This is a genomic window from Pseudomonas sp. LS44, assembly GCF_024730785.1.
Lineage (GTDB): Bacteria > Pseudomonadota > Gammaproteobacteria > Pseudomonadales > Pseudomonadaceae > Aquipseudomonas.
On sequence record NZ_CP102830.1, the window covers coordinates 974,074 to 997,235 of the forward strand.

The 23,162-nt window shown below is 64.1% G+C and carries 19 protein-coding genes and 1 pseudogene; 8 read left to right on the forward strand and 12 right to left on the reverse strand.

The features are described 5' to 3' along the window. The first annotated feature begins 46 nt into the window (after positions 1-46). The 5 genes from colR (at position 47) to NVV93_RS04370 (ending at position 3,723) form a co-directional block, all read left to right on the forward strand. The gene (colR, locus tag NVV93_RS04350; RefSeq protein ID WP_258253225.1) at positions 47-730 is read left to right on the forward strand and encodes a two-component system response regulator ColR; all 684 of its coding nucleotides are present in this window, start codon (positions 47-49) and stop codon (positions 728-730) included. After that, complete coding sequence (locus NVV93_RS04355; RefSeq protein ID WP_258253226.1) at positions 720-1,991, forward strand: HAMP domain-containing sensor histidine kinase; 1,272 nt, start codon at positions 720-722, stop codon at positions 1,989-1,991. The genes colR and NVV93_RS04355 overlap by 11 nt, the downstream gene beginning before the upstream one ends. 105 nt (positions 1,992-2,096) lie before the next feature. Further along, positions 2,097-2,777: a class I SAM-dependent methyltransferase gene (locus NVV93_RS04360; protein WP_258253227.1), complete on the forward strand. Its 681-nt coding sequence runs from the start codon at positions 2,097-2,099 to the stop codon at positions 2,775-2,777. Positions 2,778-2,782: 5 nt separating this feature from the next. Next, on the forward strand, positions 2,783-3,508 hold the full coding sequence (locus NVV93_RS04365; RefSeq protein ID WP_258253228.1) for a lipopolysaccharide kinase InaA family protein: 726 nt from the start codon (positions 2,783-2,785) through the stop codon (positions 3,506-3,508). Beyond that, positions 3,505-3,723 carry a hypothetical protein gene (locus NVV93_RS04370; RefSeq protein ID WP_258253229.1) on the forward strand — a complete coding sequence of 73 codons (219 nt, stop codon included), beginning with the start codon at positions 3,505-3,507 and terminating at the stop codon, positions 3,721-3,723. Before NVV93_RS04365 ends, NVV93_RS04370 begins: the two co-directional genes overlap by 4 nt. A gap of 57 nt (positions 3,724-3,780) precedes the next feature. On the opposite strand, the gene NVV93_RS04375 is transcribed toward NVV93_RS04370, so the two are convergent. The 8 genes and pseudogenes from NVV93_RS04375 to NVV93_RS04405 form a co-directional block, all read right to left on the reverse strand. After that, a complete protein-coding gene (locus tag NVV93_RS04375) occupies positions 3,781-6,840 on the reverse strand; it encodes a multidrug efflux RND transporter permease subunit (RefSeq protein WP_258253230.1) in 3,060 nt (1,019 codons plus the stop codon). 26 nt (positions 6,841-6,866) lie between these two features. Next, positions 6,867-8,012 carry an efflux RND transporter periplasmic adaptor subunit gene (locus NVV93_RS04380; protein ID WP_258253231.1) on the reverse strand — a complete coding sequence of 382 codons (1,146 nt, stop codon included), beginning with the start codon at positions 8,010-8,012 and terminating at the stop codon, positions 6,867-6,869. A gap of 226 nt (positions 8,013-8,238) precedes the next feature. Beyond that, the gene (locus NVV93_RS20135) at positions 8,239-9,006 is read right to left on the reverse strand and encodes a methyl-accepting chemotaxis protein (RefSeq protein WP_375162922.1); all 768 of its coding nucleotides are present in this window, start codon (positions 9,004-9,006) and stop codon (positions 8,239-8,241) included. Positions 9,007-9,171: 165 nt separating this feature from the next. Further along, positions 9,172-9,912 (reverse strand): annotated as a pseudogene (locus NVV93_RS20140) (methyl-accepting chemotaxis protein); the annotation flags it as partial. An 81-nt stretch (positions 9,913-9,993) separates the two neighbouring features. Beyond that, a complete protein-coding gene (locus NVV93_RS04390) occupies positions 9,994-11,088 on the reverse strand; it encodes a DUF1513 domain-containing protein (protein WP_258253233.1) in 1,095 nt (364 codons plus the stop codon). 14 nt (positions 11,089-11,102) lie between these two features. Next, positions 11,103-12,167, reverse strand: a complete 1,065-nt coding sequence (locus NVV93_RS04395; RefSeq protein ID WP_258253234.1) for an imelysin family protein — start codon at positions 12,165-12,167, stop codon at positions 11,103-11,105. A gap of 13 nt (positions 12,168-12,180) precedes the next feature. Next, positions 12,181-13,599: a di-heme oxidoredictase family protein gene (locus NVV93_RS04400; RefSeq protein WP_258253235.1), complete on the reverse strand. Its 1,419-nt coding sequence runs from the start codon at positions 13,597-13,599 to the stop codon at positions 12,181-12,183. Positions 13,600-13,743: 144 nt separating this feature from the next. Continuing rightward, positions 13,744-15,054 carry an imelysin family protein gene (locus NVV93_RS04405; protein WP_258253236.1) on the reverse strand — a complete coding sequence of 437 codons (1,311 nt, stop codon included), beginning with the start codon at positions 15,052-15,054 and terminating at the stop codon, positions 13,744-13,746. Between the two features lie 198 nt (positions 15,055-15,252). Between NVV93_RS04405 and NVV93_RS04410 the strand changes: the two genes are divergently transcribed. After that, positions 15,253-15,825, forward strand: a complete 573-nt coding sequence (locus tag NVV93_RS04410; RefSeq protein ID WP_258253237.1) for a LemA family protein — start codon at positions 15,253-15,255, stop codon at positions 15,823-15,825. A gap of 3 nt (positions 15,826-15,828) precedes the next feature. Then, a complete protein-coding gene (locus NVV93_RS04415) occupies positions 15,829-16,725 on the forward strand; it encodes a GIDE domain-containing protein (protein WP_375162904.1) in 897 nt (298 codons plus the stop codon). A gap of 176 nt (positions 16,726-16,901) precedes the next feature. Here NVV93_RS04415 and NVV93_RS04420 read toward each other — a convergent pair whose 3' ends face one another. From NVV93_RS04420 to NVV93_RS04430, 3 genes are all read right to left on the reverse strand, one after another. Then, positions 16,902-18,965: a bifunctional diguanylate cyclase/phosphodiesterase gene (locus NVV93_RS04420; protein ID WP_258253239.1), complete on the reverse strand. Its 2,064-nt coding sequence runs from the start codon at positions 18,963-18,965 to the stop codon at positions 16,902-16,904. Between the two features lie 412 nt (positions 18,966-19,377). Next, positions 19,378-19,959: a superoxide dismutase [Fe] gene (sodB, locus tag NVV93_RS04425; RefSeq protein ID WP_258253240.1), complete on the reverse strand. Its 582-nt coding sequence runs from the start codon at positions 19,957-19,959 to the stop codon at positions 19,378-19,380. 227 nt (positions 19,960-20,186) lie between these two features. Next, positions 20,187-20,789, reverse strand: a complete 603-nt coding sequence (locus NVV93_RS04430) for a LysE/ArgO family amino acid transporter (RefSeq protein WP_258253241.1) — start codon at positions 20,787-20,789, stop codon at positions 20,187-20,189. 255 nt (positions 20,790-21,044) lie between these two features. Between NVV93_RS04430 and NVV93_RS04435 the strand changes: the two genes are divergently transcribed. Continuing rightward, on the forward strand, positions 21,045-21,938 hold the full coding sequence (locus NVV93_RS04435; RefSeq protein WP_258253242.1) for a LysR family transcriptional regulator ArgP: 894 nt from the start codon (positions 21,045-21,047) through the stop codon (positions 21,936-21,938). A 27-nt stretch (positions 21,939-21,965) separates the two neighbouring features. Here NVV93_RS04435 and NVV93_RS04440 read toward each other — a convergent pair whose 3' ends face one another. Next, a complete protein-coding gene (locus NVV93_RS04440; RefSeq protein WP_258253243.1) occupies positions 21,966-23,024 on the reverse strand; it encodes a trans-acting enoyl reductase family protein in 1,059 nt (352 codons plus the stop codon). Positions 23,025-23,162: the final 138 nt, after the last annotated feature.

Here is a 23,162-nt window from a genome sequence, read left to right on the forward strand (position 1 = left end):
CGCGCTATCGTTTGGCCACTGGGCGATACGCCCTGGAGGATTGGTAATGCGGATTTTGTTGGTGGAAGACAATCGCGACATTCTGGCCAATATGGCCGACTACCTGGGGATCAAGGGCTATAGCGTGGATTGCGCGCAGGATGGCTTGTCCGGCCTGCATCTGGCCGCGACCGAGCATTACGATCTGATCGTCCTCGACATCATGTTGCCCGGCCTGGACGGCTACACGTTATGCAAGCGTCTGCGCGAAGACGCCCGGCGCGCCACGCCGGTGATCATGCTCACCGCACGTGACCAGTTGGACGACCGGTTGCAGGGTTTTCGTTCCGGTGCCGACGACTATCTGGTCAAGCCGTTCGCCCTATCCGAGCTGGCCGCACGCATTGAGGCCGTGCTGCGCCGCAGCCAGGGCGGCGGCCGCCGGCAGCTGCAGGTGGCGGACCTGAGTTATGACCTAGATACGCTGGAGGTCACACGGGACGGGCGCTTGCTCAAGCTCAACCCGGTCGGTCTGAAGCTGCTCGCCGTGTTGATGCAGAAGAGTCCGCATGTGCTGCGCCGCGAGGTGCTCGAAGAGGCGTTATGGGGGGATGACTGTCCGGACAGTGACAGCCTGCGCAGCCATGTCCACCAACTGCGCCAAGTGATCGACAAGCCATTCGCTAAACCGCTGCTGCAGACCGTGCACGGCGTCGGTTACCGTTTGGCTGAGGTCGCCGATGGAGTTTAAGCACAGCCTGTCACGCCGCATCGTCATCGCCTTCGTGCTGATGAGCAGCTTGGTCGCGGGCACGTTCGCGCTCGGCATCGTCGAAACCGTACACGTGGTCGAGGAAAAACTGCTCTCCGGCGAGCTGGGCGGCGACCTCGACCGCCTGCTGCGCATGGAGACCATGGACGATTGGCGGCTGCGTCCGGAGCCTGAACAGTTGTTCTATTTCACTGGGGGCAAGGGTGGTTTCGAGATTCCGGCCGACCTCAGGAACTTGGAGCCCGGCTTCCATGAGGTGTTTCGCGGTGAGCTGTCCTATCACGCCTTCGTGCGCGTGGTTGATCAGCGTCGTTACGTGCTGCTGCAGGACCAAAGTGAGTTCGAGGACCGCGAGCAGATTCTGTTCGGCGTGGTGTTCGTCGGCTTTCTGCTGAGCATCGCGCTGGCCTGGGTGCTCGGCTGGCTGTTGGCGCGCAAGGTGATCGAGCCAGTGGTGCGGCTGTCCCACCAGGTTCGCCACCGTGACCAGCTACTGGCGCTCGCGCCGCCGTTGGCGCCGGACTATGCCGAAGATGAAGTCGGGCAACTAGCGGCCGCCTTCGATACGACTCTGGGCTTGCTGCGCCATGCCCTGACGCGCGAGCGACTATTCACCAGCGATGTCAGTCATGAGTTGCGCACGCCGTTGATGGTGCTCGCCAGTTCCTGTGAGTTGCTGCTGGAGGGCCCGTCGCTGGATAGCCGCGTACACACGCAGGTGCAGCGTATCGCGCGGGCCACCGAAGAAATGCGCGAGCTGGTGCAGACCTTCCTGATGCTCGCGCGGGCTCAGCAGGAAGGCGGCGATATGTTGCCGGAAATCGATATCGGCAACATCGCTGACGAGCTGGTCGAACAGTGGCGCGACCCCGTCGAGAGCAAGGGCCTGAGGTTGAGCTATCGGCCCGGCGCCTCGCTGCGCGGCAAGTTCAACCCCATTTTGGTGCGCACGGTGATGACTAACCTGCTGCGCAACGCCTGGCACTACACCGACCATGGTTCGATCAATCTGGTCCTGCTGGATGACGGCTTCGCCGTCGAGGACACCGGCGTTGGCATCCCGGAAAGCCAGCGCGAGGCGGTGTTCCAGCCGTTCGTGCGTGGCGGTGAGCAGCGGGGTGATGGTCTCGGACTAGGGCTATCGCTGGTGCATCGAATCTGTGAAAGCCAAGGCTGGTCGGTGCAATTGACGGCAGTGGAGCCGACCGGCTGTCGCTTTTGGGTCTCGCTGAGGGACTGAGTCGTGGCCTCGCGGAGCGTTGACGGAATTTTCACCTGCGGTTGACCGGCTGTTGATGAACGTGAACCTAGGGTTGCGGTCGAACCCCCCCTTTGGAGAATCCTTATGGCCCGTCCGATTCAGCTCGAATTTTCCAACAAGTACGACCAACAGCATGCTCAGGACTATCTGCAGAAACACCAGGAGAGCCTCTGGCGCCGCCTATCCCATAGGCGGGACGAACAGCTGGCGCGTCGCGCTTTGGCGGCTGCCGATGAGCCCGGATTGGTCCTCGATCTGCCCTGCGGAGCCGGGCGGTTTTGGCCGCTGCTGGCGGAAAAGCCTAATCGGGTGATCATCGGTGCGGACAATTCGGCCGATATGCTCAGCGTGGCCTGTGCCGCTCAGCCGGCGGAGGTTGCGCAGCGGGTCACACCTCTGCAAACCTCGGCGTTTGCCATTGATTTGCCGGACAACTCGGTCGACAGCATTTTCTGCATGCGCCTGTTGCACCACGTGGGTGATCCGGCGCATCGGCAGACCTTGCTGCGCGAATGCGCGCGGGTATCGCGCGACAGCTTGATCGTTTCCCTTTGGGTAGACGGTAATTTCAAGGCCTGGCGCCGGGCTCGTCTGGAAAAGCGTCGCCTGGCCACCAAAGGTAAGGTGGAGTACCAGAATCGCTTCGTCATCCCCGCTGCCACGGTTGAAGCAGAATTTGCCGCGGCGGGTTTTCGCGTCCAGGAACAGATGGACTTTTTGCCGATGTATGCCATGTGGCGTGTCTATGTCTTGCGCAAAGGTTGACCCCTATGAATGAAGCTCAGCACTCCTCTCCGCCCTCGTTGAACCCAGCCGGCCAGTTCGACTTCTGGTGGCAGCACGACGGTGAGTGGGTGGAAGAGCCGAATCAGCGGCGCGGTGGCGAGAGCGGTGTGAAGCGCGTGCGCGCTCACGGCAGCCCCCTGCTTTACGCCAAACGTCAGGTTGGCCATACCTACCGCAGCCTGCGTTATCCGTTGGGGCGACCGACCGTATTACGTGAGCGCGACGCGCTGGCCGCTTGCCGGTTGCTCGGCGTGCCGGTGCCGAATGTGGTGTTTTGCGCCGCCCAGCAGGAGTCGGACAAGAGCTGGCGGGCGCTGTTGGTGACCGAGGCGCTGGATGGTTTCCAAGACATCGACTGCTGGTATGCCGGCGGCGGGCGGGAGCGCATCGGTGAAGCCCCGCACCAGGACTTGTTGCGGCATATCGGTGAAGTGCTGGCGCGCTTGCATCGGGGCCGCTGGCAGCACGGCTGCCTGTATTCCAAGCATGTATTCGTCCGCGTCACCGAACAGGCGGACCGTCCGCCGCAAATAGACGTAGCCCTGTTGGACCTGGAGAAAAGCCGCCGCCGCTTGAGCCGTCGACGTGCTGCGCTGCATGACATGCGCCAGCTGAGGCGCCATTCGTCGTGGAACGCGGCGGATTGGCAGCAACTCATCTACGGTTACCAAGCAGCGTATGGCAGCGCTATCAAAGGGTTGCAATCATGAAGCTAGAAATCGCTCGAGGTTTGTTCTTTGTCAGTGCGCTAGGCGTGGCTTCCTTGGCAGCAGCGGCTTGGCATGAGCCAGGCCCGCAGGTGCTCACCTCGGATCCTGAGCATTGCCCGTTGCCGCGAGGTCAGGCAGCGAAAGTCGTACAGCCGGATGGAGATCTGCTGCTGTTGTTATTCGGTCTCTCACAAGGATTGCGTGGGCAAAGCTGATGCTTGTTAGCGCCAACAAAAAGCCTCGCCGATGCGGGGCTTTTTGTTGGTGGTCAGTCAGCTCGGTTCGCTGACCGGCTGGCTGGTCTTGGCCGGCGCGCGGTCCGGGTGCGCCAGCAGGACGTATACGCAGGGCAGGACGAACAGGGTGAACAGGGTGCCCACCGACATGCCGGTGGCGATCACCAGGCCGATGTCGAAGCGGCTGACCGCACCGGCGCCGGTGGCGAGGATCAGCGGCACCATGCCGAAGACCATCGCCGCGGTGGTCATCAGTACCGGGCGTAGGCGGATCGCCGCAGCTTCCTCAATTGCCTCGCGCATGCCGCGGCCTTGGCGGCGCAGCTGGTTGGCGAACTCGACGATGAGGATGCCGTGCTTGCTGATCAGGCCGATCAGCGTGACCAGGCCGACCTGGGTGTAGATGTTCATGCTCGACCAGCCGAGGAACAGCGGAATCAGCGCGCCGCAGATCGACAGCGGCACGGTGACCAGGATCACCAGCGGGTCGCGGAAGCTCTCGAACTGCGCGGCGAGGACTAGGAAGATCACCGCCAGGGCCAGGCCGAAGGTCACGTACAGCGCGTTGCCTTCGTTGACGAACTGCCGCGAGGCGCCGGCGTAGTCGAAGGTGTAGCCGCTCGGTGCTTCCTCGCGGGCGATCTGCTGCACGGTGGCCAGCGCCTCGCCCTGGCTGACCATCGGGAAGCCGGAGATGATCGCCGAGTTGAGCTGCTGGAACTGGTTGAGCTGGCGCGGCCGCGCCTGCTCGCGCACGGTGATCAGCGTCGACAGCGGCAACATCGCGCCGCTTTCGCTGCGCACGAAGTAGTTGTCCAGACGCGTCGGGCTGTTGCGGTAGGCGCGATCGACCTGGGCGATCACCTTGTAGCTGCGGCCGTCCACGGTGAAGCGGTTGATCTCGCCTTCGCCGAGCAGGGTGGCCAGGGTGGCGCCCAGTTCGTCCATCGACACGCCGATCTGCGCGGCCTTGTCGCGGTCGATATCGACGACGATCTCCGGCTTGTCGAAGGCCAGGTCGAGGTCGAGCACGGCGAACTTGTTGGTCGCCTGCGCGCGCTGTTTGATCCGCTCGGCGACCTGCAGCAGCGAGGCGTAGTCGCCGGAGCTGGTGACCACGAACTGGAACGGCAAGCCCTCACCAGTACCCGGCAGCGACGGTAGGCTGAAGACGAACACCTGCAGGCCGGGGATCTGGTTGGCGCGCTGCTGGAAGGCGTGCATCAGCTCCTTCTGGCTGCGCTCGCGCTCGCCCCAAGGCTTGAGCATCAGCCCGCCGATGCCTGACTGCACGCCGTTGAAACCGTTGATCTGGAACGCCGAGTCGTACTCGGGAAACTCGCTGAAGACCTTCTGGTACTGGTCGGTGTAGCGGTTCAGGTAATCCAGGTTGGCGGTCTGCGGCGCGTTGGACATGATGAACAGGAAACTCTGGTCTTCGTCCGGCGCTAGCTCGCGCTGGGTGAACATCAGCAGCAGTGGAATCAGGCCCAGAATGATCAGGGCGAACACATAGACCACCGGGCGGGTGTCCAGGGTGCGGTGCAGGGCGCTGCGGTAGCGCTGCTTGAGACGCTCGAACAGCAGGTCGAGGCGGTACGCCAGGCCGCTGGGGTTCTCTTCGTGGCGCAGCAGCTGCGAGCACATCATCGGCGACAGGGTCAGGGCGACGATACCGGAGATGATCACCGCGCCCGCCAGGGTCAGGGCGAACTCGCGGAACAGCGCGCCGGTCAGGCCCTCGAGGAAGCCGATGGGGGCGTACACCGCGGCCAGGGTGATGGTCATCGCGATCACCGGCGTGGCGATCTCGCGGGCGCCGAGCAGGGCGGCGTCGAAGGGCTTCCTGCCCTCCTCGATGTGGCGGTGGATGTTCTCCACCACGACGATGGCGTCGTCCACCACCAGGCCGATGGCCAGGACCATGGCCAGCAGGGTCAGCAGGTTGATCGAGTAGCCCATCAGCTGCATGAAGAACAGTACGCCGATCATCGACAGCGGGATGGTCACCACCGGGATCAGCACCGAGCGGAACGCGCCGAGGAACAGGAACACCACGACGATGACGATCAGCACCGCTTCGGCGAGGGTCTTGATCACCTCGTCGATCGATTCCTGGATGAACAGCGTGCCGTCGTAGGCGATCGACATCTTCAGCGCCGGCGGCAGCTCGCTCTCGACCGACGGCAGCTTGGCGCGCACTTCCTTGATCACGTCCAGCGGGTTGGAGGTCGGCGTGCCCTTGATGGCGATGTACACCGACGGGATGCTATTGAACGAGCTGACCGCGTCGTAGTTCTCCGCGCCCATCTCCACCCGCGCCACGTCGCCGATGCGCACGCGACGGTCGCCCTCGGTCTTCAGCGGGATCGCGGCGAAGGCCTCGGGGCTTTTCAGGTCGGTGCTGGCGTTGACGCTGCTGACCACCAGTTCGCCCTTCACCTCGCCGGCGGCGGAGAGGAAGTTGTACTTCTGCACCGCCTCGCGCACGTCGCCGGCGGTGATGCCGTGGGCGGCCATGCGCACTGGATCGAGCCACAGGCGCATGGCGAACTTCCGTGCACCCTGGACGTCTGCCTCAGCGATGCCCGGCAGGGTCGCCAGCTTGGGTTGCACCACGCGGGTCAGGTAGTCGGTGATCTGCTGGTAGTTCAGCTCCTTGCTGTGGAAGCTGATGTACATCAGCGCCGAGGCGTCGGCTGCCTGCTTCTCCAGCACCGGGTCTTCGGCTTCCTGGGGCAGCTGGCTCTTGACCTCGTTGGTCTTGGCCAGCAGCTCGGTGAACAGGCGATCGGAGTTGGCGCCGACGCGCGCATAGAGCGAGATCACCGAGAAGTTCTGCCGACTGACCGAGGTCATGTAGTCGACGCCTTCGGCACTCGCCAGGCTCTGCTGCAGCGGCTGGGTGATGTAGCCCTGGATGGTCTCGGCGTTGGCCCCGGGGTAGGCGGTGGTCACCGTGATCAGGGCGTTTTCCATCTGCGGGTACTGGCGGATCACCAGGCTGTTGAAGGCCTGGATGCCGAGCAGGACGATCAGCAGGCTGACCACCGTCGCCAGCACCGGGCGACGGATGAACGGATCGGTAAAAGCCATGGTCGATTCCTTTTCCAACGCCCGGCTTAGCGGGCGCTGGCCTGGCTGGTGGTGCGGGCGGCGGGCTCGGCGACGATGCTGACGTGCGCGCCGTTATCCAGTTTGAGCTGGCCGGTGGTGACCACCTGCTGGCCGGCGGTCAGGCCCTTGAGCACCACCACCTCACCGTCGCGGCGCTCACCGGTTTCGACGAACACGCGCTTGGCCACCAGACGCGGCTGGCCCTGGTCATCGAGCTTGGCGCTGCCGTCGTCGTTCTTCTCGGCCTCGACGACGTAGATCGAGTTGCCGTACAGCGAGAAGGTCACCGCGGTTTCCGGCACCACCAACTGCGCTGCGCTGTTCGGCAGCAGCACGGTGAGGTTGGCGAACATGCCCGGCAACAGCTTCTCGCCCGGATTCGGCAGGGTCGCGCGAACCAGCACGTTGCGGGTGTTTTCGTCGACTTTCGGGTTGATTGCTAGAATTTCGCCGATGAACGTCTCGCCCGGGAAGGCCGCGACGCCGAGCTGGACGCGCTGGCCGATCTGCAGCTTGGGCACCGCCTGCTCGGGCAGGAAGAAGTCGACATACAGGGTCGAGAGATCCTGCAAGGTAGCGATGGTGGTGCCCGAGTCTAGGTAGTCGCCCACGTCGATCTGGCGGATGCCGATGGTGCCGGCGAACGGCGCGAGGATGCGTTTCTTGCCGAGCAGTGCCTTGAGCTGCGCGACCCGCCCGCTGTTCTGCTGGAGCTGCGAGGCGAGGCGATCGAAATCGCTCTTGGAGATCATCTGCCGGCTGATCAGGCTGCGGCCTCGCTCGAATTCGACGCGGGCGAGGTTCAGCTCAGCTTCGGCGGATTCCAGCGAGGCCTGCTCGACCGCGCCGTCCATCTGGATCAGTGGCTGGTGGGCGGCGACATGTTCGCCGGAGCGGAACAGCACATCACGCACGGTGCCGCTGACTTCGACGGTGAGGTCGACGCCCTGCGAGGCCTTGAGCGTACCGATGGCTGGCAGGCGCTCCTGCCACTGGCGCTGCTCGGCGATCGCCGCCGAGACGCTGATCGGTGGCTGAGGCGCGGAGAATTGTTTGATCTGTTCGCGGATCGAGAAGGCTTTGTAGCCGGCCAGGAGTAGCACCACGACGAGCACAACCCCCAGCATGGCGAGCATGCGGCGGAGCAACATATTCCGGTTCCTTGGCAGGTAATGAGGGCCTGGGAATAGGCGGGCATGCACCTTAGTCCCAGGAGCCAGGCAAGTCAAAGGCGAGGCATGGCAAAAAGTTGCCAGCCGTTCTGGCGCCGGGATACACCTCTGATTCGGCGAATTTCACCGCAAATGCTGCGCTTTTTAATCGGCGATTGGAATGCCGGCATTAATGGCGCCTCCTGTCCCGTTTCAGCTGGCAGAGTCAGGCGCTGAGGCGCTGGGTCACGCTGCTCAACTGGCCGGAGAGACCGTGCAATTCCTGGCTGGAATGCTGGGTGCGGCGCAGCTGTTCTTCATTACTGGTGGCAATGGCGGTGATCTCGGTGAGGTTGCGCGAGATGTCCTCGGCCACCGAGGTTTGCTCTTCGGCGGCGGTGGCAATTTGCCGGTTCATGTCGCGAATCGCCTCAACCGCGGTGGTGATGCGTTGGAGCATGGCGCCAGCCTCCATGACCTGGGTCACGCCCTGTTCGCTGCGGCTCTGGCCGCTTTCGATGGCACGCACCGCGTTGACTGCGCCGTTCTGCACGGTGTCGATGATTTGATTGATCTCGGCAGTGGACTCGGCCGTGCGCTGCGCCAGGTGACGCACCTCATCGGCGACCACGGCGAAGCCGCGGCCTTGCTCACCGGCCCGGGCGGCCTCGATGGCGGCGTTGAGGGCCAGCAGGTTGGTCTGTTCGGCGATGCCGCGGATCACTTCCAGGACCTTGCCGATGCGGCCGCTGTCGCTCTCCAGTTGGCGGATTACCTCGGCAGTGTTGGCGATCTCGCCGCGCATGCCGGTGATGGTGTGGATCGTGGCCTGCATGACCTGTTCGCCCTGTTGTGCCGAGTGGTCGGCGTCGTCGGCGGCGCGTGCAGCCTCAGCGGCATGCCGGGCCACTTCCTGCGCGGTGGCGGACATTTCATGCATCGCCGTGGCGACTTGATCGGTGCGCGAAAACTGCTCGCGGGTGCCCTGGGCCATCAGGGTGGCGATCGCATTGAGCTCGCCGCTGGTGGTGTCCAACTCGCCCGTGCTGTGTTTCAGGCGGCTGAAGGTGTCGGCGAGGAAGTCGCGCAGGGTGTTGGCCGCAGCGGCCAGGCGGCCCAGTTCGTCACGGCGGCTGCTATCGACCGGCTGACCGAATTTGCCCTGGCTGAGGCGCGCGATGTGTTCGATCAGGTCGCGGATCGGTGCGATCAGCTGGCGGTTGACCAACCACTGGCTGAACATGCCGATCACCAGGCTGGCGGCCAGCAAGATGATCACGCCCCAGGTCAGCGTGCGGTCGGCGCTGGCGCTGATGGCCGTGGACTGTTCAGCGCTGCGCTTGTGCAGCTCGGCGACCAGCGCGCTCATCTGCTCGCTGGCAGCGCGGTCGATGCCCTTGACCGCCGCATCACCGGCCACCGGATCGGCGTCCGCGGTGATAAACGCCTGCCGGCCCAGACGGTAGGCGGCGCCGAGTCGCTGGTGCTCATCGCTGAGGTGTTCAACCTGGGCTTTCAGTGTCGCGTCGTCATGTTCGTTGGCTTCGGCGAGCAGCTTGTCGAGCGTGGCTTGTACCTTGCGTTCCTGGGCCTCGAATTGGCCCCAGTATTTTTCCTGGGCAGCGGGGTCGGTACCGCGCAGCAACAGGTTTTTCCACTCCTGCACCTGACCTTTGAATTCGACGTTGGCCACATCTACTAGGCCGGAGGCTTCAATCGGCCCAGTGATGAGGTTGCGATAGGCGTGGATGGAGCCGGACAGGAAGGAGAAGCAGGCCAGGGCCGTGAGCAGAATCAGCAGCAGACTGCCGCCAAGGAGGGCGAGAATCTGGCCGCGCAGGGAGTGTTTCAGGGACATTGTCGGGCGCCTCGGGAGACCAAGAGGGGGAAGAGTCCCCATTGATCGGCCGCATGCGGCGCCACTTGAGCGCCGATGGTCGGTAAGTTGCGAGGCGATTGGCGAGGTCCCGCTATGCGTGATTCAGGCCAGATGCAGGTGGTTGTCCCACAACCCAGGCGGCAGTTGCAGCGGGCGCATGGCGATTTGCTCGGCGCGGCAGTCGTACAGGCGGCAGCGGCCTTGGCCCGAGGTAACCACGAAGCCGTCCGGCACCGCGCCGACGCCGGCGCAGTCGGGCAGCGGCGCATCGAGGCGCACGGCGCCGCTGTCCAGATCCCAGATAAAGAAGCGGTTGCCGCGTGGCGCGGTCAGGGCCACCAGGCGCAGGTCGTTGTGGATCGCCACGCTGGCGGTGTACTGGTTCATCGCCTGGCGTTGCTCGGCACCCAGCGGGAACGCTGCGAACGCTTGTCCGGGACGTTTGATCGCCAGCAGCTCGGCCGGCTCGTGAGCATCGCCCATGAACTGCTGGCCGGCGACGATGGTGCCGTCGGCGGCGATCGCCAGGTGGCGGATGCTGTTCATCTGCTGCGCCAGGGTTTCCTTGGAGATCAGCCGGCCGTCGCGCTGCATCAGCACCAGGCTCGGTTGCATGGCGTCGAGGTTCATCTCCACACGGCTTTCCGCTTCGGTGCGAATCCCGCCATTGGCGACTACCAGAGTTTCGCCGTCGGGCAGCCAGCTGACTTGGTGGGGACCCAGGCCGTGGGTGCTCAGTTCGCCATGGTGGCTCAGGTGTTCGCCGTCGAAACGGTAGACGCCGAGCAGACCGCGGCCGGGGTCGCGGGTGTCGTTTTCGGTGGCGTACAGCCACTCGCCGTCACCGTGGAAGACCGCATGGCCGTAGAAATGCCGATCAGTCTGCGCCTCGACAGTCTGCAGCAGGCGCCCGTCGCGCAGGTCGATCAGATAGCTCTGCGTGCCCGGCCGCCGCGCGACGAACAGGGCGATGGGCTGCTGGGGATGCTCGACGATGTCATGGCAGCGCTGCGCGACGGGGGTGGCGAACACTTGGCTGCCGTCCAGCCGGTAGCCGACTGCATAGTGACGGCCATCGGCATCGTCGCGGGCCGAGAGCAGCAGCGGCTCAGCGCCGCGCCGGCTGAAGGTCCAGCCGCCGAGGCTGACGGCGCCCAACAGCGCACTGCCCAGCGCAAGCACATGACGGCGTAGCATGCTCAGCTCCTCCCTCAGTCGCCATCGTTGGCGTTGAAGCCCAACTGCACGCCGAGGGCCTTGGCTAGCTCGGATTCTTGCAGGCGATGCACGCGGTTGAGGCTGTCGTAGAAGTCGCCGAGCTGCTGACGTCCTTGCTCGCTGGCGAGCAGTTCGCCGAGCGGCGGTTGCAGGGCGGCGAGTTTCTGCTGCGCTTCGGCATAGGCGGCGTCGATGCGCTCGGCGAGGGCTTTTTGCTCGTCGCCGAGCAGGCCGCGCAGACCATGCTGGTCAACGCCCTGCCACAGCGCCTGGGCGCTGGCCAGGCTGGCGGCGAGGTTGGCCAGCGACGCCTGACTGCGCCAGGCATCGGCTTGCAACGGTTGCGGGATGCCCTTGCTCAGGCGCCCGAGCGGGGTGCCGAGCTTTTTCTTCAGGGTGTCCAGGGCGGTGACCTGCACGCGCAGCAACTCGGCGATTGCCTCGTGCGAGTCGGCGTAGCGCGGGTTGGGGAATTTGCTCAGCTGGGCGAGCATGCCGTCCTTGGTGTTCCAGCTGGCGAGGATCTCTTCGGCCAGGGTTTGCTGGCGCGCACCGATGGCCTGCAACAGCGGGCAGTAGCGGGCTTTCTGCGCGCTGTCGGCCAGGTCGATATTGCTGTCGAAGAGGATGTACTCGTAGGCAGACAGGCCTTGCACGACCACGCTGGCCTTGGTCAGCGCCGCGGCGTCGATCTGCGGCTGAGTCTTGACCAGTTGCTCGACCTGGCGGCCGACCAGGTTCTTCTTGTCCGGCCAGAACTGCACCTGCCAGGCGCGGTTGCCTTCGGCCAGCGGGCCGATCAGCAGCGGCTGCAACTCGGCCCAGGCCCTTTGTGCACCCTGGAAGTCGGCGCGTGCCTTGGCCAGATCTTCTTGGCCGGAACAGAACGCCAGCGCGCTCTTGGCCAGCTGGCGGTCGGCTTCGACCCAGCGGCTGTAGCTTGGCAGGATCACTTGCTGAGCGAGCGCGGCGGAAGTCTGCGCATGCTGGTCCTGCGGTGAGCAGGCGCCGAGGGCGAGGGCGGCGAGACTGGTGAACAAGAGTTTCGGGCGAAACATGCGCAAGCTCCTTTCAGAGGGAATTCAGGAACGCCAATAGCGCGTCGCGCTGCTCGGCATCAAAGGTGAGGACCTGTTGCTTGGCCGCCTGCGCTTCGCCGCCGTGCCAGAGGATAGCCTCGAGCAGGTTGCGGGCGCGGCCGTCATGCAGAAATTGGCTATGGCCGCTGACCCTTTCGCTGAGGCCGATGCCCCACAGCGGTGGGGTACGCCATTGGCTGCCGCTGGCGGTGAACTCGGGGCGCTGATCGGCCAGGCCGTCGCCCATGTCGTGCAGCAGCAGATCGCTGTACGGGCGGATCAACTGGTTGGCCAGCTCGGGTTCGGCGGCGTCGGCGGCCGTGGTGTATTGCGGCGTGTGGCACTGCGCGCAGCCGGCCTGATGGAACAACCCTTTGCCTTGCAGGACTTGCGGCGCATCGACATTGCGGCGCGCCGGCACGCCCAGGTTGCGGGTATAGAAGAGGACGGCGGCGTTGATTGTCGCGCTGACTTCCGGTGTACCGCCATGCGTGGCGCTCAGGCAGTCAGCCTGCTGCGCGGTGCATTCGTCGTGGTCGAGAAGCGGGGTGGTCAGACCCATGTCGGCGGAAAACGCGTGGGCATTTTGCTGGTCGAGGTTCGGTTGCCCGGCTTTCCAGCCGAAACGGCCGAGCACGGTCTGTTGCCGTGCGTCATCCCAGACGCGGTTGGGCTGGCCGGCGATGCCGTTTTCCTGCCGGCGCTGGGCCTCTGCGTTGGCCAGGATCGCCGCTTCGGGAATCGCTTCGAGCAGGCCCAGGCCGATCATCGGCGGCGCGATGCGCGCGGAGAACTGGGTGTGCGGGTGCAGCGCTCCGTAACCGAGCTGGGTGATCTGCAGGGTCGGTTTGCGCAGTTCGATCCGCGTGCCATCGGCGAACTGCACCGGCACGGCCTGATAGTCCACGCGCACCTTGCCTTCAGGGCGGACGCCGGGGTTGGCCATGTCCTGCAGCTGGGTGCCATATACCGGCTCGGGCAGCACGCCGAGGCGTTCGATCCGTTCGGCTTGTTCGGCGCTGCTGGCCGGAATCGACAGGCGTACCAGCATCGACATCGCATTGTTGGCGCCGGGGCCGGGCGGATGTCCGCGGCCGTCCTTGATATGGCAGTTCTGGCAGGCGTTGGTATTCAGCAGCGGGCCCAGGCCGTCGCGCGCCGTGGTGGTGGAAGGCGCGATGACCCAGGGGTTGCGGAAGAAACTATTGCCGACACTGAAGTCCAGGCGGCGCATCGGAGTGAGATTCGCCGATGGCATGGAGTAGGCGTTGTGGTCGGTCTGGTTGACGGTCGCGCTGCCGGCCGAAAGCGCTTCGCCAGGCTCAGCCTGAGTAAAACGCGGCGCCTGATCGCAGGCCACCAGACCGAGGGTCAGGAGCAATGCAGCGAGGCGGAAAAGGGCGACAGACATCAGGAGCCATCCAGGGTAAAGCAGGCGCGCAAGCTTACCAGCGCGTGGTGAAAATCTTGCAGTGCAAATGAAAAACGGATGCGGCGGTGTGCCGCATCCGTTTGCCGGCCACCGAGCACCGCTCAATGGCCAGTGGAGCGTCGATCAGAACTGGTGATCGGCGGTTTCCGGCTTCAGGTCGCTGATGCCCAGCGCGCCGGCCGCTTGCTCGATACCACCGGTCTGCTTGACCAGCGCGGCGATGGCGTTGCGGATGATCTGCTGACCGTCGGTGTTGTCGGCGGCGATCAACTGGTCGAAGTGCTGACCGTCGTTGGCGCTGTCGACCAAGGCCTGGAGCTTTTTCTCGGTGTCGGCGAAGTCGGCCTTGAGGGTGTCGTCAGTGGCTGGAGCGGCTTTGGCCACCAGCGAAGACAGGCTCGGGCCGGTCAGGGTGCTGCCGTCGACGCGCTTGTATTCGCCCAGATAGATATTGCGAATGCCCTTGGCGTCGTAGAAATGCGAGTTGTGGGTGTTGTCGCTGAAGCAGTCATGCTCGTCTTCGGTGGAATTGGCTTCCAGGGCGACTTTCATGCGCTCGCCGGCCAGTTCGCCGAGCGACAGGCTGCCCATGCCGAACAGCATCTTGCGCAGGCCGCTTTCCGCGGATTCGGCTTCCAGCTTGGCGCGGTAGTTGTCGGCGACGCCTGGTTTCCATTGGCCGACCATCGACTCCAGGTCTTTGACCAACAGGTCGGTGGCGGCCTTCAAGTAGGCGCGGCGGCGATCGTTGTGGCCACCGGTACCGCTCGGGCCGTCGATGTAGTCGCTGGCCGGGCGTTCGCCGGCACCGGCTTCGGTGCCGTGCAGATCCTGGCCCCAGAGCAGGAACTCGATGGCGTGGTAGCCGGTGGCAACGTTGGCTTCGGAGCCGCCCAGTTCATTCAGCTCGGCGAGCTTCTCGCCGGTGATGTCTTTGACGTCGATCTTGTCTTCACCGACCTGGATCTCGGTGTTGGCGATAATGTTGGCTTTGGCGGCCGGGTTGCCTTGGGCTTCGGCGGTGCCGTCGGCGACGTAGTCGATCAGACCCTCGTCCAGCGGCCAGGCGTTCAGTTGGCCTTCCCAGTCATCGACCACGGCGTTGCCGAAGCGGAACACTTCGGTCTGCATGTACGGCACGCGCGCGGCTAGCCAGGCGTCGCGGGCGGCCTTTAGGGTGTCGGCGTTGGGGTTGGCGAGCAACGCGTCGACCGCGGCCTGCAGCGCCTTGCCGGTAATGGCGGCATCGTTGAACACGGCATAGGCAATATCAGCGTAATGGGCGACTACCGCCTTGGCTGCTGTCTCGTCGACTTTGCCGCTGGCAGCTGCCGGCGCACTGGCCTGGGTGGCCGGAGCTTTGTCATCGCCGCAGCCGGCGAGAGAAATGGCGATGGCCAAAAGGCTGGCGGAAGCCAGGGGCATACGAATCATGGCGAGTTCCTTTGCGGCGAATGATGGGTGGCAGCACGCTGCGCATGTAAAACCGCACCATAATGCGAAAGATTTGCATTTTGTGCAAAGGGCAGATGGTGCTGGAGTCGGCCTGGGCTGTGCGTTACACACTGCCTTGATGGCATGCTGCAGTTAGAATGCCGCCATCCTCATCGCCGTCCTCAGGGAGAAACCTGCATGAGCTTGACCAGTGTGCTGTTGATCGTTGTCCTCGTCCTTGTCGCCGCCTACGCGATATCTCTCTACAACGGTTTGGTCCGCCTCAAACATGGGGTGAGCAAGGCCTGGGCGAACATTGATGTGCTGCTCAAACAGCGCCATGAGGAATTGCCCAAGCTGGTGGAAACCTGCAAGCAGTACATGCAGCACGAGCGCACCACTCTCGAGCGGGTGATCGCCGCGCGCAACGCGGTGGCCAGTGCGCGCGAGCAGCAGGACATCGGCGCGCTGGGTAAGGCGGAGGGCGGCCTGCGCGCCGGACTGGGCCAGCTGTTCGCCCTCGCCGAGAACTACCCGGAGCTGAAGGCCAACGAGAGCTTCCAGCATCTGCAGCAGCGCATCAGCGGCCTGGAGAACGGCATCGCCGATCGCCGCGAGCTGTACAACGAGGCGGTCAACCTGAACAACGTGCGCATCGAGCAGTTCCCCGACGTGCTGGTCGCCCGGCTTGGCGCTTTCAAGACGGCGGAGCTGCTGCGCTTCAGCGAAGCGGAGAAGGCCGACGTCGACCTCAAGACCCTGTTCAGCTGAGTCATGGACATGCAGGAACTGGCCGTTGCGCTGGCCTTCAGCGTGGGCGCTTGTGCCGGTGGTGGATGGTGGAGCCTGCAGCGCTGGTCGCAGGCGCGCCACCTGCTGGACACCCCGACCTCGAAGATCCGTTCGGCGGCGCAGGGCTACGCCGAGTTCTACGGCGTGCTGGAAGAGTTGCCCGAGGCGCACATCTGCGGCCCGCTGAGCGGCAAGCCGTGTCTGTGGTGGCGCTTCAAGATCGAGGAGTACCACAGCGACGGCAAGAAGAGCAGCTGGCGGGTGCTCGAGCGCGGTACCAGCGAGGCCTGGCTACGCCTGGCCGATGCCACCGGCGAGTGTCTGATCAACCCGGCCGGCGCGGAAGTGCGGCCGATGATCCGCGAGGTGTGGAAGGGCAATCAGCGTCATCCGCGCGGTCCGGCGAAGGGTGGCCTGCTCGGCTGGCTGAGCAGCGGCAAGGAATATCGCTACACGGAGGAGCGCTTGCACGCCGGTCAGCCGCTGTATGCCATCGGCGATTTCTGCACCAGCGGCGGCGGGCGGCAGGGTCTCGATCTGGCGGCGGCGCAGGGCGAGGTAATCCGCGAGTGGAAGCGCGATTTCGCCGGCCTGCTGCAGCACTTCGACAGCGACGGCAACGGCCAGCTCGATGAGCCGGAGTGGAACCGCCTGCGTCTGGCGGCGCAGCTCGAAGCGGAAGACCGCCATCGCCAGCGCAGCGCGCTGCCGGCGCAGAATCACCTGGCCAAGCCGGCGGAGGCGCAGCCGTTCATTCTGTCCAATGCGGGGGAAGACGAGCTGGCGCAGCGCTTCTACTGGCAGGCCGCCGGCGGCGCGCTGCTGTGCCTGGTAGGGGCCTTGGCCACCGCCTGGCTGCTGGGGATAAAGCAGTTCTAGCAGGCCGTTGAAAAACGTAGCGAGCGAAGGCTAGGCAAGGTGAAATCAGGCGAAAAAGCGCAGTTTACGAGTGGTAAATGAGCATTTTGAGCCTGATTTCAACGCGGTATAGCCGAGCGCAGTAGTTTTTCAACGGCCTGCTAGAGTGTGGTGCGGCCCGGCGCGCGGGGCCTGGTTCAGAGCGTGGCCGGATTGCCGGCATTGCTGAGGCGCCGCGATTGCTTGAGAAACAGCGTCAGATCACGGGCCAGCAGCGGTTTGCTGTACAGGTAGCCCTGACCTTCATTGCAACCTTGGGCAATGATGTAGGCCTCCTGCTCGGCGGTTTCCACGCCTTCGGCGATGACCTGCATGCCGAGGCTTTTGCCCAGCTGGATGATGGCGCGGACGATGGTGGCATCGTCCTCGTCTTCCATCAGATCTTGGACGAAACTCTTGTCGATCTTGATCTTGTCCAGCGGCAGACTCTTCAGATAGCTCAGCGATGAATAGCCGGTACCGAAGTCGTCGATGGCGATCAGCGCGCCGGAGCGGCGCAGGCTGAGCAGATGCTGTGCGGCGGTGGTGATGTCGTCCATCAGGCCGGTTTCGGTGACTTCCAGCTCCAGGCTGCGCGGCGGCAGGCGATAGGCCTGCATGATGTTGTTGACCACCCGCGGCAGTTCCGCGTGGTGCAGCTGCACGGCAGACAGATTGACGGCCATGCGCAGTTCGCTGAAGCCCTGGTCATGCCATTCGCGCAGCTGCCGGCAGCTCTGGTCGAGAACCCATTCGCCGATCGGAATGATGCTGCCGTTCTGTTCGGCCAGCGGAATGAACAAGTCCGGCGGCACGAAGCCATGTTGCGGGTGTTGCCAGCGCAGCAGTGCCTCGACGCCAACCACGCGGTGGTCCTGATAATCCACCTGCGGTTGATAGACCAGATGCAGCTGACCCAGCGCCAGCGCATCGCGCAGATCCTTTTCCAGCTCGCGGCGCCGGCGCATTTCGCTGTCGACGCTGGCGATATAAAACTGATAACGGTTGCGCGAGCGGCTTTTCGCCAGGGTCATGGTCTGTTCGGCTTTCTGCAGCAGCTTCTCGGTGCTGTCACCATCTTCGGGGAACAGGGTGATACCGATGGTGGCGCGCAGGCGCACTTCCTGTTGCTCGAGGGCGAAGGGCGCCTCCAGGTCGTCGAGGATGCTCTGCGCCAGTTCGGCGGCTTCATACGGCTGCTCGATGTTGGCCTGGACCAGGGCGAATTGGTCGCCGCCGAGGCGTGCCAAGGCACCGAGACGGCCGCTGTGGCTGCGCAAGCGGTCGGAAAGCGCGAGCAGCAGCTGGTCGCCGATCTGATAGCTGAATTGTTCGTTGATGCCTTTGAAGTCGTCCAAGCCGACACACAGCACGGCCACGCGGCGCTGCAGGCGGCCGGCGTCGGAAATGATCTGGTCGAGTTGTTGCTGCAATTGCTGGCGGTTGGGCAGGCCGGTGAGGAAGTCGTATTGCGACATGCGCAGCAGGCTGTTTTCCGCCTCGCGGCGCAGGTGGGTGTTGCGTTCGATGGAAGACAGCAACTGGTTGGCGGTGTTAATCCATAAACCCAATTCGTTGCGCTCATGACCCTTGAGCATTGGCAGCTTGTGCTCGCTGGGGCGGTCTGGGTTGATGCTGCTCAGGTGTTCGATGATTTTCGACAGCGGTTTGGTCAGCAGCCAGTGATAGACCAGATAAAGCACCAGTCCCATGGCCAGCGCGCGGAGCACGCCGGAGATAAAAATAATCACCGAGCTGGTCAGGAAGTCCTCGCCGTAAGGGGCGGTGTCGAGGGTGATGCTCAGGTCGCCGTAATACTCGCTGTACGGCCCACGGCCGATCAGGCGGGTAGTGAAACTGCGTTCTTTGCCGAGGATCGGGTCGGTCAGCCAGCGGCTCGCCAGCGGGGTCAGGTCGCGGGACTTTTCCGCCAGCATCGGTTCGTTGGGGTGGCCGATGGCGGCGTAGCGCACCGCCTCATTCTGGAACAGCCCTTCGATCACCTGCATGCCCATTTCCCGATCGAGACTGTAGACGGCCTGGGTCGAGGGATCACGGAACATGTCGAGAATGCGCTGCGCATCGATGGCCACAGCCTGACGGGTTTTGTGGGCATCGAACATGATCTGCCCAAGGCTCAGCACCACGCCGACCGCCAAAGCCGAGAGGAGCACCACGCGGAGCAGTTTCAGAGACAAGCTGTTTTTGAGTGCCAGCTTCAAATGCCGATTCCTTGTTCGAATGCTGGTGGCGTTCAATCGCGCTGAGTATTGGTAAAGCCGGGGTAGCAGTCAAAGGACCATACCTTTCCGTTCGGTACGGCGTTCAGACTCCAAAGCATCCAATGTGAAACGTTAGATGGCTTTCCCACATTATGTCGGTACGAGTCGCCGGGGCTTGAGGGTACTCGTCGGGTTTGCGAGATGATTTCTTGACGCTGGTGATGCAAGGCGGGCATTGCAGGGGAAAGAGCGAATTGGCGTTGGGGCTGCGATACAAAAAAACCCGGCGTGGCCGGGTTTTTTGGGGGTGTCTCGGTGGCTGTAGCGACTTGCGCTGGCAACCTCAGGAGCGGCACGTTCGCGCGCTGACCCCATTACCCGCTACGCGGGTGGCCGAGACAACCTGGCAGGATCAGGCAGCGAAGTTCTTCGCAACGAAGTCCCAGTTGACCAGGTTCCAGAACGCTTCGACATACTTCGGACGCAGGTTGCGGTAGTCGATGTAGTAGGCGTGTTCCCATACGTCGCAAGTCAGCAGCGGGGTGTCGCCGCTGGTCAGCGGGCAACCGGCGCCGATGGTGCTGGCCAGGGCCAGGGAGCCGTCGGCCTTCTTCACCAGCCAGCCCCAGCCGGAGCCGAAGGTGCCGATGGAAGTCTTGCTGAACTCTTCCTTGAACTTGTCGAAGGAACCGAACGCCGCGTTGATGGCATCGGCCAGAGCGCCAGTCGGTTGGCCGCCGGCGTTAGGCGCCAGGCAGTTCCAGTAGAAGGTGTGGTTCCAGACCTGAGCGGCGTTGTTGAAGATGCCGCCCGAAGAGGTTTTGACGATCTCTTCCAGGGTTTTGCCTTCGAACTCGGTGCCCGGCACCAGGTTGTTCAGGTTTACCACGTAAGTGTTGTGGTGCTTGTCGTGATGGTACTCGAGGGTTTCAGCGGAAATGTGCGGCTCGAGAGCGTTTTTCTCATACGGCAGTGGCGGCAATTCGAAAGCCATGGTCTATCTCCTCAGGTCAGGGTGCGATGCAGTCAGACTCGACAATATGTTTTGACTGGCATGTGGCGAGGCCGTTCACGGGCGGCCAGACATACGGCGGGAGTTTGTACTCTTTGCGCCGTGGGCCCCGAATCATAGCACTCGGCCGAAGGCATAACCACGCAGCAACTGTGTGGAAAAGCCCCGGCGCGGGGCTCTGCAGCGCCCTCGCAGACGCGGACAGTGGCTCACTGGTTAAGCAGCAATTGGGCCGCCACGCTGAACATCATGGCCGCCACGCCCAGGTCGAGCAGACGCCAGGTCGCCGGCCGAGCCAACACCGGCGCCAACCATGCGGCGCCGAGGGCCAGGCTGAAAAACCACAGTAATGAAGCGCTCGCGGCGCCCAGGACATAGGCGCCGGGCTCGGTTTGTTGAGCGCCCAGTGAGCCGATCAGCAGCACGGTGTCCAGATAGACATGTGGGTTCAGCAGGGTCACCGCCAGGGCGGTCAACAGCACCGCGCGGCGTGAGCGTGGCCCGGCATCGGCGGCCTCCTGCAGGGCGTGCGGAGACAGCGCCCGGCGCAGTGCCTTGACCCCGTACCAGATCAGAAATGCCGCGCCGCCCCAGCGGGCGATGCCCAGCAACAACGGGCTGTGCGCCAGCAGATTGGCCAGGCCGAAGACACCGGCGGCCACCAGCAGCGCATCGCACAAGACGCACAGCGCGGCGACCGGCAGGTGATGTTCGCGGCGCAGGCTTTGGGCGAGGACAAAGGCGTTCTGCGCGCCGATCGCCATGATCAGGCCGATGGCGACCAACAAGCCGTTGAGATAACTCTGCCACATGGCAACCCGCTCCTGGAAAGGTTGGGTGGCCTGTTTGGTTAATTCAGTTAGTCAATTTCGGCGCCTGAGACCCTGATACTGCGTTACCGCTCCTCGCCATAGCCCTGCTATGACTCGTCGCGGCGCCTTGTCTCAGAGCCTCAGTCATCCGAACTTGAGATAACCAATTAACCGCACAGGCCACTAAGTGGCGAGTGTGAGTGGGTTGGGTGTATAAGAAAAACCAATCATGCTGATGGATCATTAGGAAATCTGATGTTCGATTACAAATTACTGGCCGCGCTTGCCGCGGTGATCGAACAAGCCGGCTTCGAGCGCGCCGCCCAAGTGCTGGGTTTGTCGCAATCGGCCGTGTCGCAACGGATCAAATTGCTCGAGGCGCGGGTCGGTCAGCCGGTGTTGATGCGGGTGACGCCGCCGGCGCCGACGGAAATTGGCCGCCGTTTGCTCAACCATGTGCAGCAAGTCCGTCTGCTCGAGCGCGATTTGCAGGGGCAGGTGCCGGCGCTCGATGAAGGCGGATTGCCGGAGCGGCTGCGCATCGCCCTGAACGCCGACAGCCTGGCGACTTGGTGGGCGAGTGCGGTGGGGGATTTTTGTGCGCGCCAGCGCTTGCTCCTCGATCTGGTGGTGGAAGACCAGGACGTCGGTCTCAAACGCATGCGTGCCGGCGAGGTGGCCGGTTGCGTATGCGCCGGCGACAAACCGGTGGCGGGCGCGCGCTGTCTGCCGTTGGGCGCCATGCGCTATCGCGCGCTGGCCAGTCCGGGGTTTATCCAGCGGCACTTTCCGGCGGGCGTGCGCGCCGAGGATCTGGCTCGCGCGCCGGCCATCGTGTTCGGCCCGGACGACCTGCTGCAGCACCGCTACCTGGCGGCGTTGGGCGTGGCGGGCAGTTTCATTCATCACCTGTGCCCGTCTTCCGAGGGCTTCGTGCGCCTAACCGCCGGCGGGCTCGGTTGGGGCTTGGTGCCAGAGCAGCAAGTGCACGCCGAACTGGCCCGTGGCGAGTTGGTCGAGCTGCTGCCGGGGCGCAGTGTCGATGTGCCGTTGTACTGGCATTACTGGCGTAACGGCGGCGAGCTGCTCAACCAGTTGACCGAGCAATTGCGGCGCACCGCTGGCGCGGTATTGGTGCCGCTGGAATAACCTGGTCGGCGCTCGATAACGCCGGGCCTATTCGATGAGGATCGATCCGCTACCAGGCAACTGCTCCACGCAGCGCGGCCCGAACAATTGCGATGGGGTGAAGTAACCACCCGCGCCCTGGTAATTCTGCAAATGGTGCACGGCCAGCAGCGCGCCATGCACGGTGACGTCATAACCATTGGCGGTTTGCAGTCGCGCGGTTTTGACCTGGCCGCGGGCGTTGCGCGCCTCACCCCAGACCCAGGTGGGCTGCCGCGCGCGGGTCTGCGTGTCGGGCCCGGCGATGCGCCGACTGACCTGCGCTTTCAGCCAGTTCTGCACGAAGGGCTTGCCGAGCAGGCCGCGCAACGGGGTCAGCACGCGCATGCCCGCCGCCACGCCCGCGGGCATCGGCAGATAAACCTCGATATTGGCGATCCCCGTGGAGTAGTAGGCGGTCGCCACATCGCCCCAGGGAATCGTCACGGCGTTCTTCGCGCCGCGGCCGAAGTCGATCTCACGGTTCTTGAAACCCAACGGCACGCTGCGCAAACGCCCGTCCTGACGGATCTGGCCACCCAGCTTGAGGCCTTCCACGGTGGTTTTCGCGGTGCCCGGCGAGAGACCGCTGGCGCTGTCGAAGCCCAGGGCCAGATGGCTGGCATCCGGCAGCGCCTGCTTGAGGCAGGCGGCCAGGCAGTCGGTGGGAATCACATCGAAGCCCACGCCCGGGCAGATCACCACACCTGCGGCCTGCGCCGCGGCATCCTCAGCATGCGCCTGTTCGAACACGGCAATCTCGCCAGTGATATCGACGTAGTGACTGCCACTGGCCAGGCAGGCGGCGATCATCGGCGCGCTGGTGGCGGAGAACGGTCCGGCGCAATGCGCGACCACCGCGACGTCATCCAATGCGCTGCGGCTGGCGCCGGCATCGGCGAGATCGAAAATTCGCGCATGCAGCTGCAACTCGCTGGCGATGGCCTCGACGCCATCGACACTGCGTCCGGCCAGGATCGGGGTCAGACCCTGGCGTACCGCCTCGCGGGCGAGCAACTGGCCGGTGTAGCCATTGGCGCCGTAAATCATCCAGTGCGACTTGTTCATATCCGATACCTGCTGGGCGGTGGCGGCTATTCAACGGTAGACGCGGAGTGAAGTCGAACGCTGCCGGATGCTTCCCAACCATAGTCGGGGGATCGCACGGCCATGGACTTGGCTCACGGCGTCAGCGCATCGGCCGGT

Coding starts and splice junctions, on each gene's coding strand:
- colR (WP_258253225.1), top strand. CDS start 47: ATGCGGATTTTGTTGGTGGAAGACAATCGCGACATTCTGGCCAATATG.
- NVV93_RS04355 (WP_258253226.1), top strand. CDS start 720: ATGGAGTTTAAGCACAGCCTGTCACGCCGCATCGTCATCGCCTTCGTG.
- NVV93_RS04360 (WP_258253227.1), top strand. CDS start 2,097: ATGGCCCGTCCGATTCAGCTCGAATTTTCCAACAAGTACGACCAACAG.
- NVV93_RS04365 (WP_258253228.1), top strand. CDS start 2,783: ATGAATGAAGCTCAGCACTCCTCTCCGCCCTCGTTGAACCCAGCCGGC.
- NVV93_RS04370 (WP_258253229.1), top strand. CDS start 3,505: ATGAAGCTAGAAATCGCTCGAGGTTTGTTCTTTGTCAGTGCGCTAGGC.
- NVV93_RS04375 (WP_258253230.1), bottom strand. CDS start 6,840: ATGGCTTTTACCGATCCGTTCATCCGTCGCCCGGTGCTGGCGACGGTG.
- NVV93_RS04380 (WP_258253231.1), bottom strand. CDS start 8,012: ATGTTGCTCCGCCGCATGCTCGCCATGCTGGGGGTTGTGCTCGTCGTG.
- NVV93_RS20135 (WP_375162922.1), bottom strand. CDS start 9,006: ATGGCCCAGGGCACCCGCGAGCAGTTTTCGCGCACCGATCAAGTCGCC.
- NVV93_RS04390 (WP_258253233.1), bottom strand. CDS start 11,088: ATGCTACGCCGTCATGTGCTTGCGCTGGGCAGTGCGCTGTTGGGCGCC.
- NVV93_RS04395 (WP_258253234.1), bottom strand. CDS start 12,167: ATGTTTCGCCCGAAACTCTTGTTCACCAGTCTCGCCGCCCTCGCCCTC.
- NVV93_RS04400 (WP_258253235.1), bottom strand. CDS start 13,599: ATGTCTGTCGCCCTTTTCCGCCTCGCTGCATTGCTCCTGACCCTCGGT.
- NVV93_RS04405 (WP_258253236.1), bottom strand. CDS start 15,054: ATGATTCGTATGCCCCTGGCTTCCGCCAGCCTTTTGGCCATCGCCATT.
- NVV93_RS04410 (WP_258253237.1), top strand. CDS start 15,253: ATGAGCTTGACCAGTGTGCTGTTGATCGTTGTCCTCGTCCTTGTCGCC.
- NVV93_RS04415 (WP_375162904.1), top strand. CDS start 15,829: ATGGACATGCAGGAACTGGCCGTTGCGCTGGCCTTCAGCGTGGGCGCT.
- sodB (WP_258253240.1), bottom strand. CDS start 19,959: ATGGCTTTCGAATTGCCGCCACTGCCGTATGAGAAAAACGCTCTCGAG.
- NVV93_RS04430 (WP_258253241.1), bottom strand. CDS start 20,789: ATGTGGCAGAGTTATCTCAACGGCTTGTTGGTCGCCATCGGCCTGATC.
- NVV93_RS04435 (WP_258253242.1), top strand. CDS start 21,045: ATGTTCGATTACAAATTACTGGCCGCGCTTGCCGCGGTGATCGAACAA.
- NVV93_RS04440 (WP_258253243.1), bottom strand. CDS start 23,024: ATGAACAAGTCGCACTGGATGATTTACGGCGCCAATGGCTACACCGGC.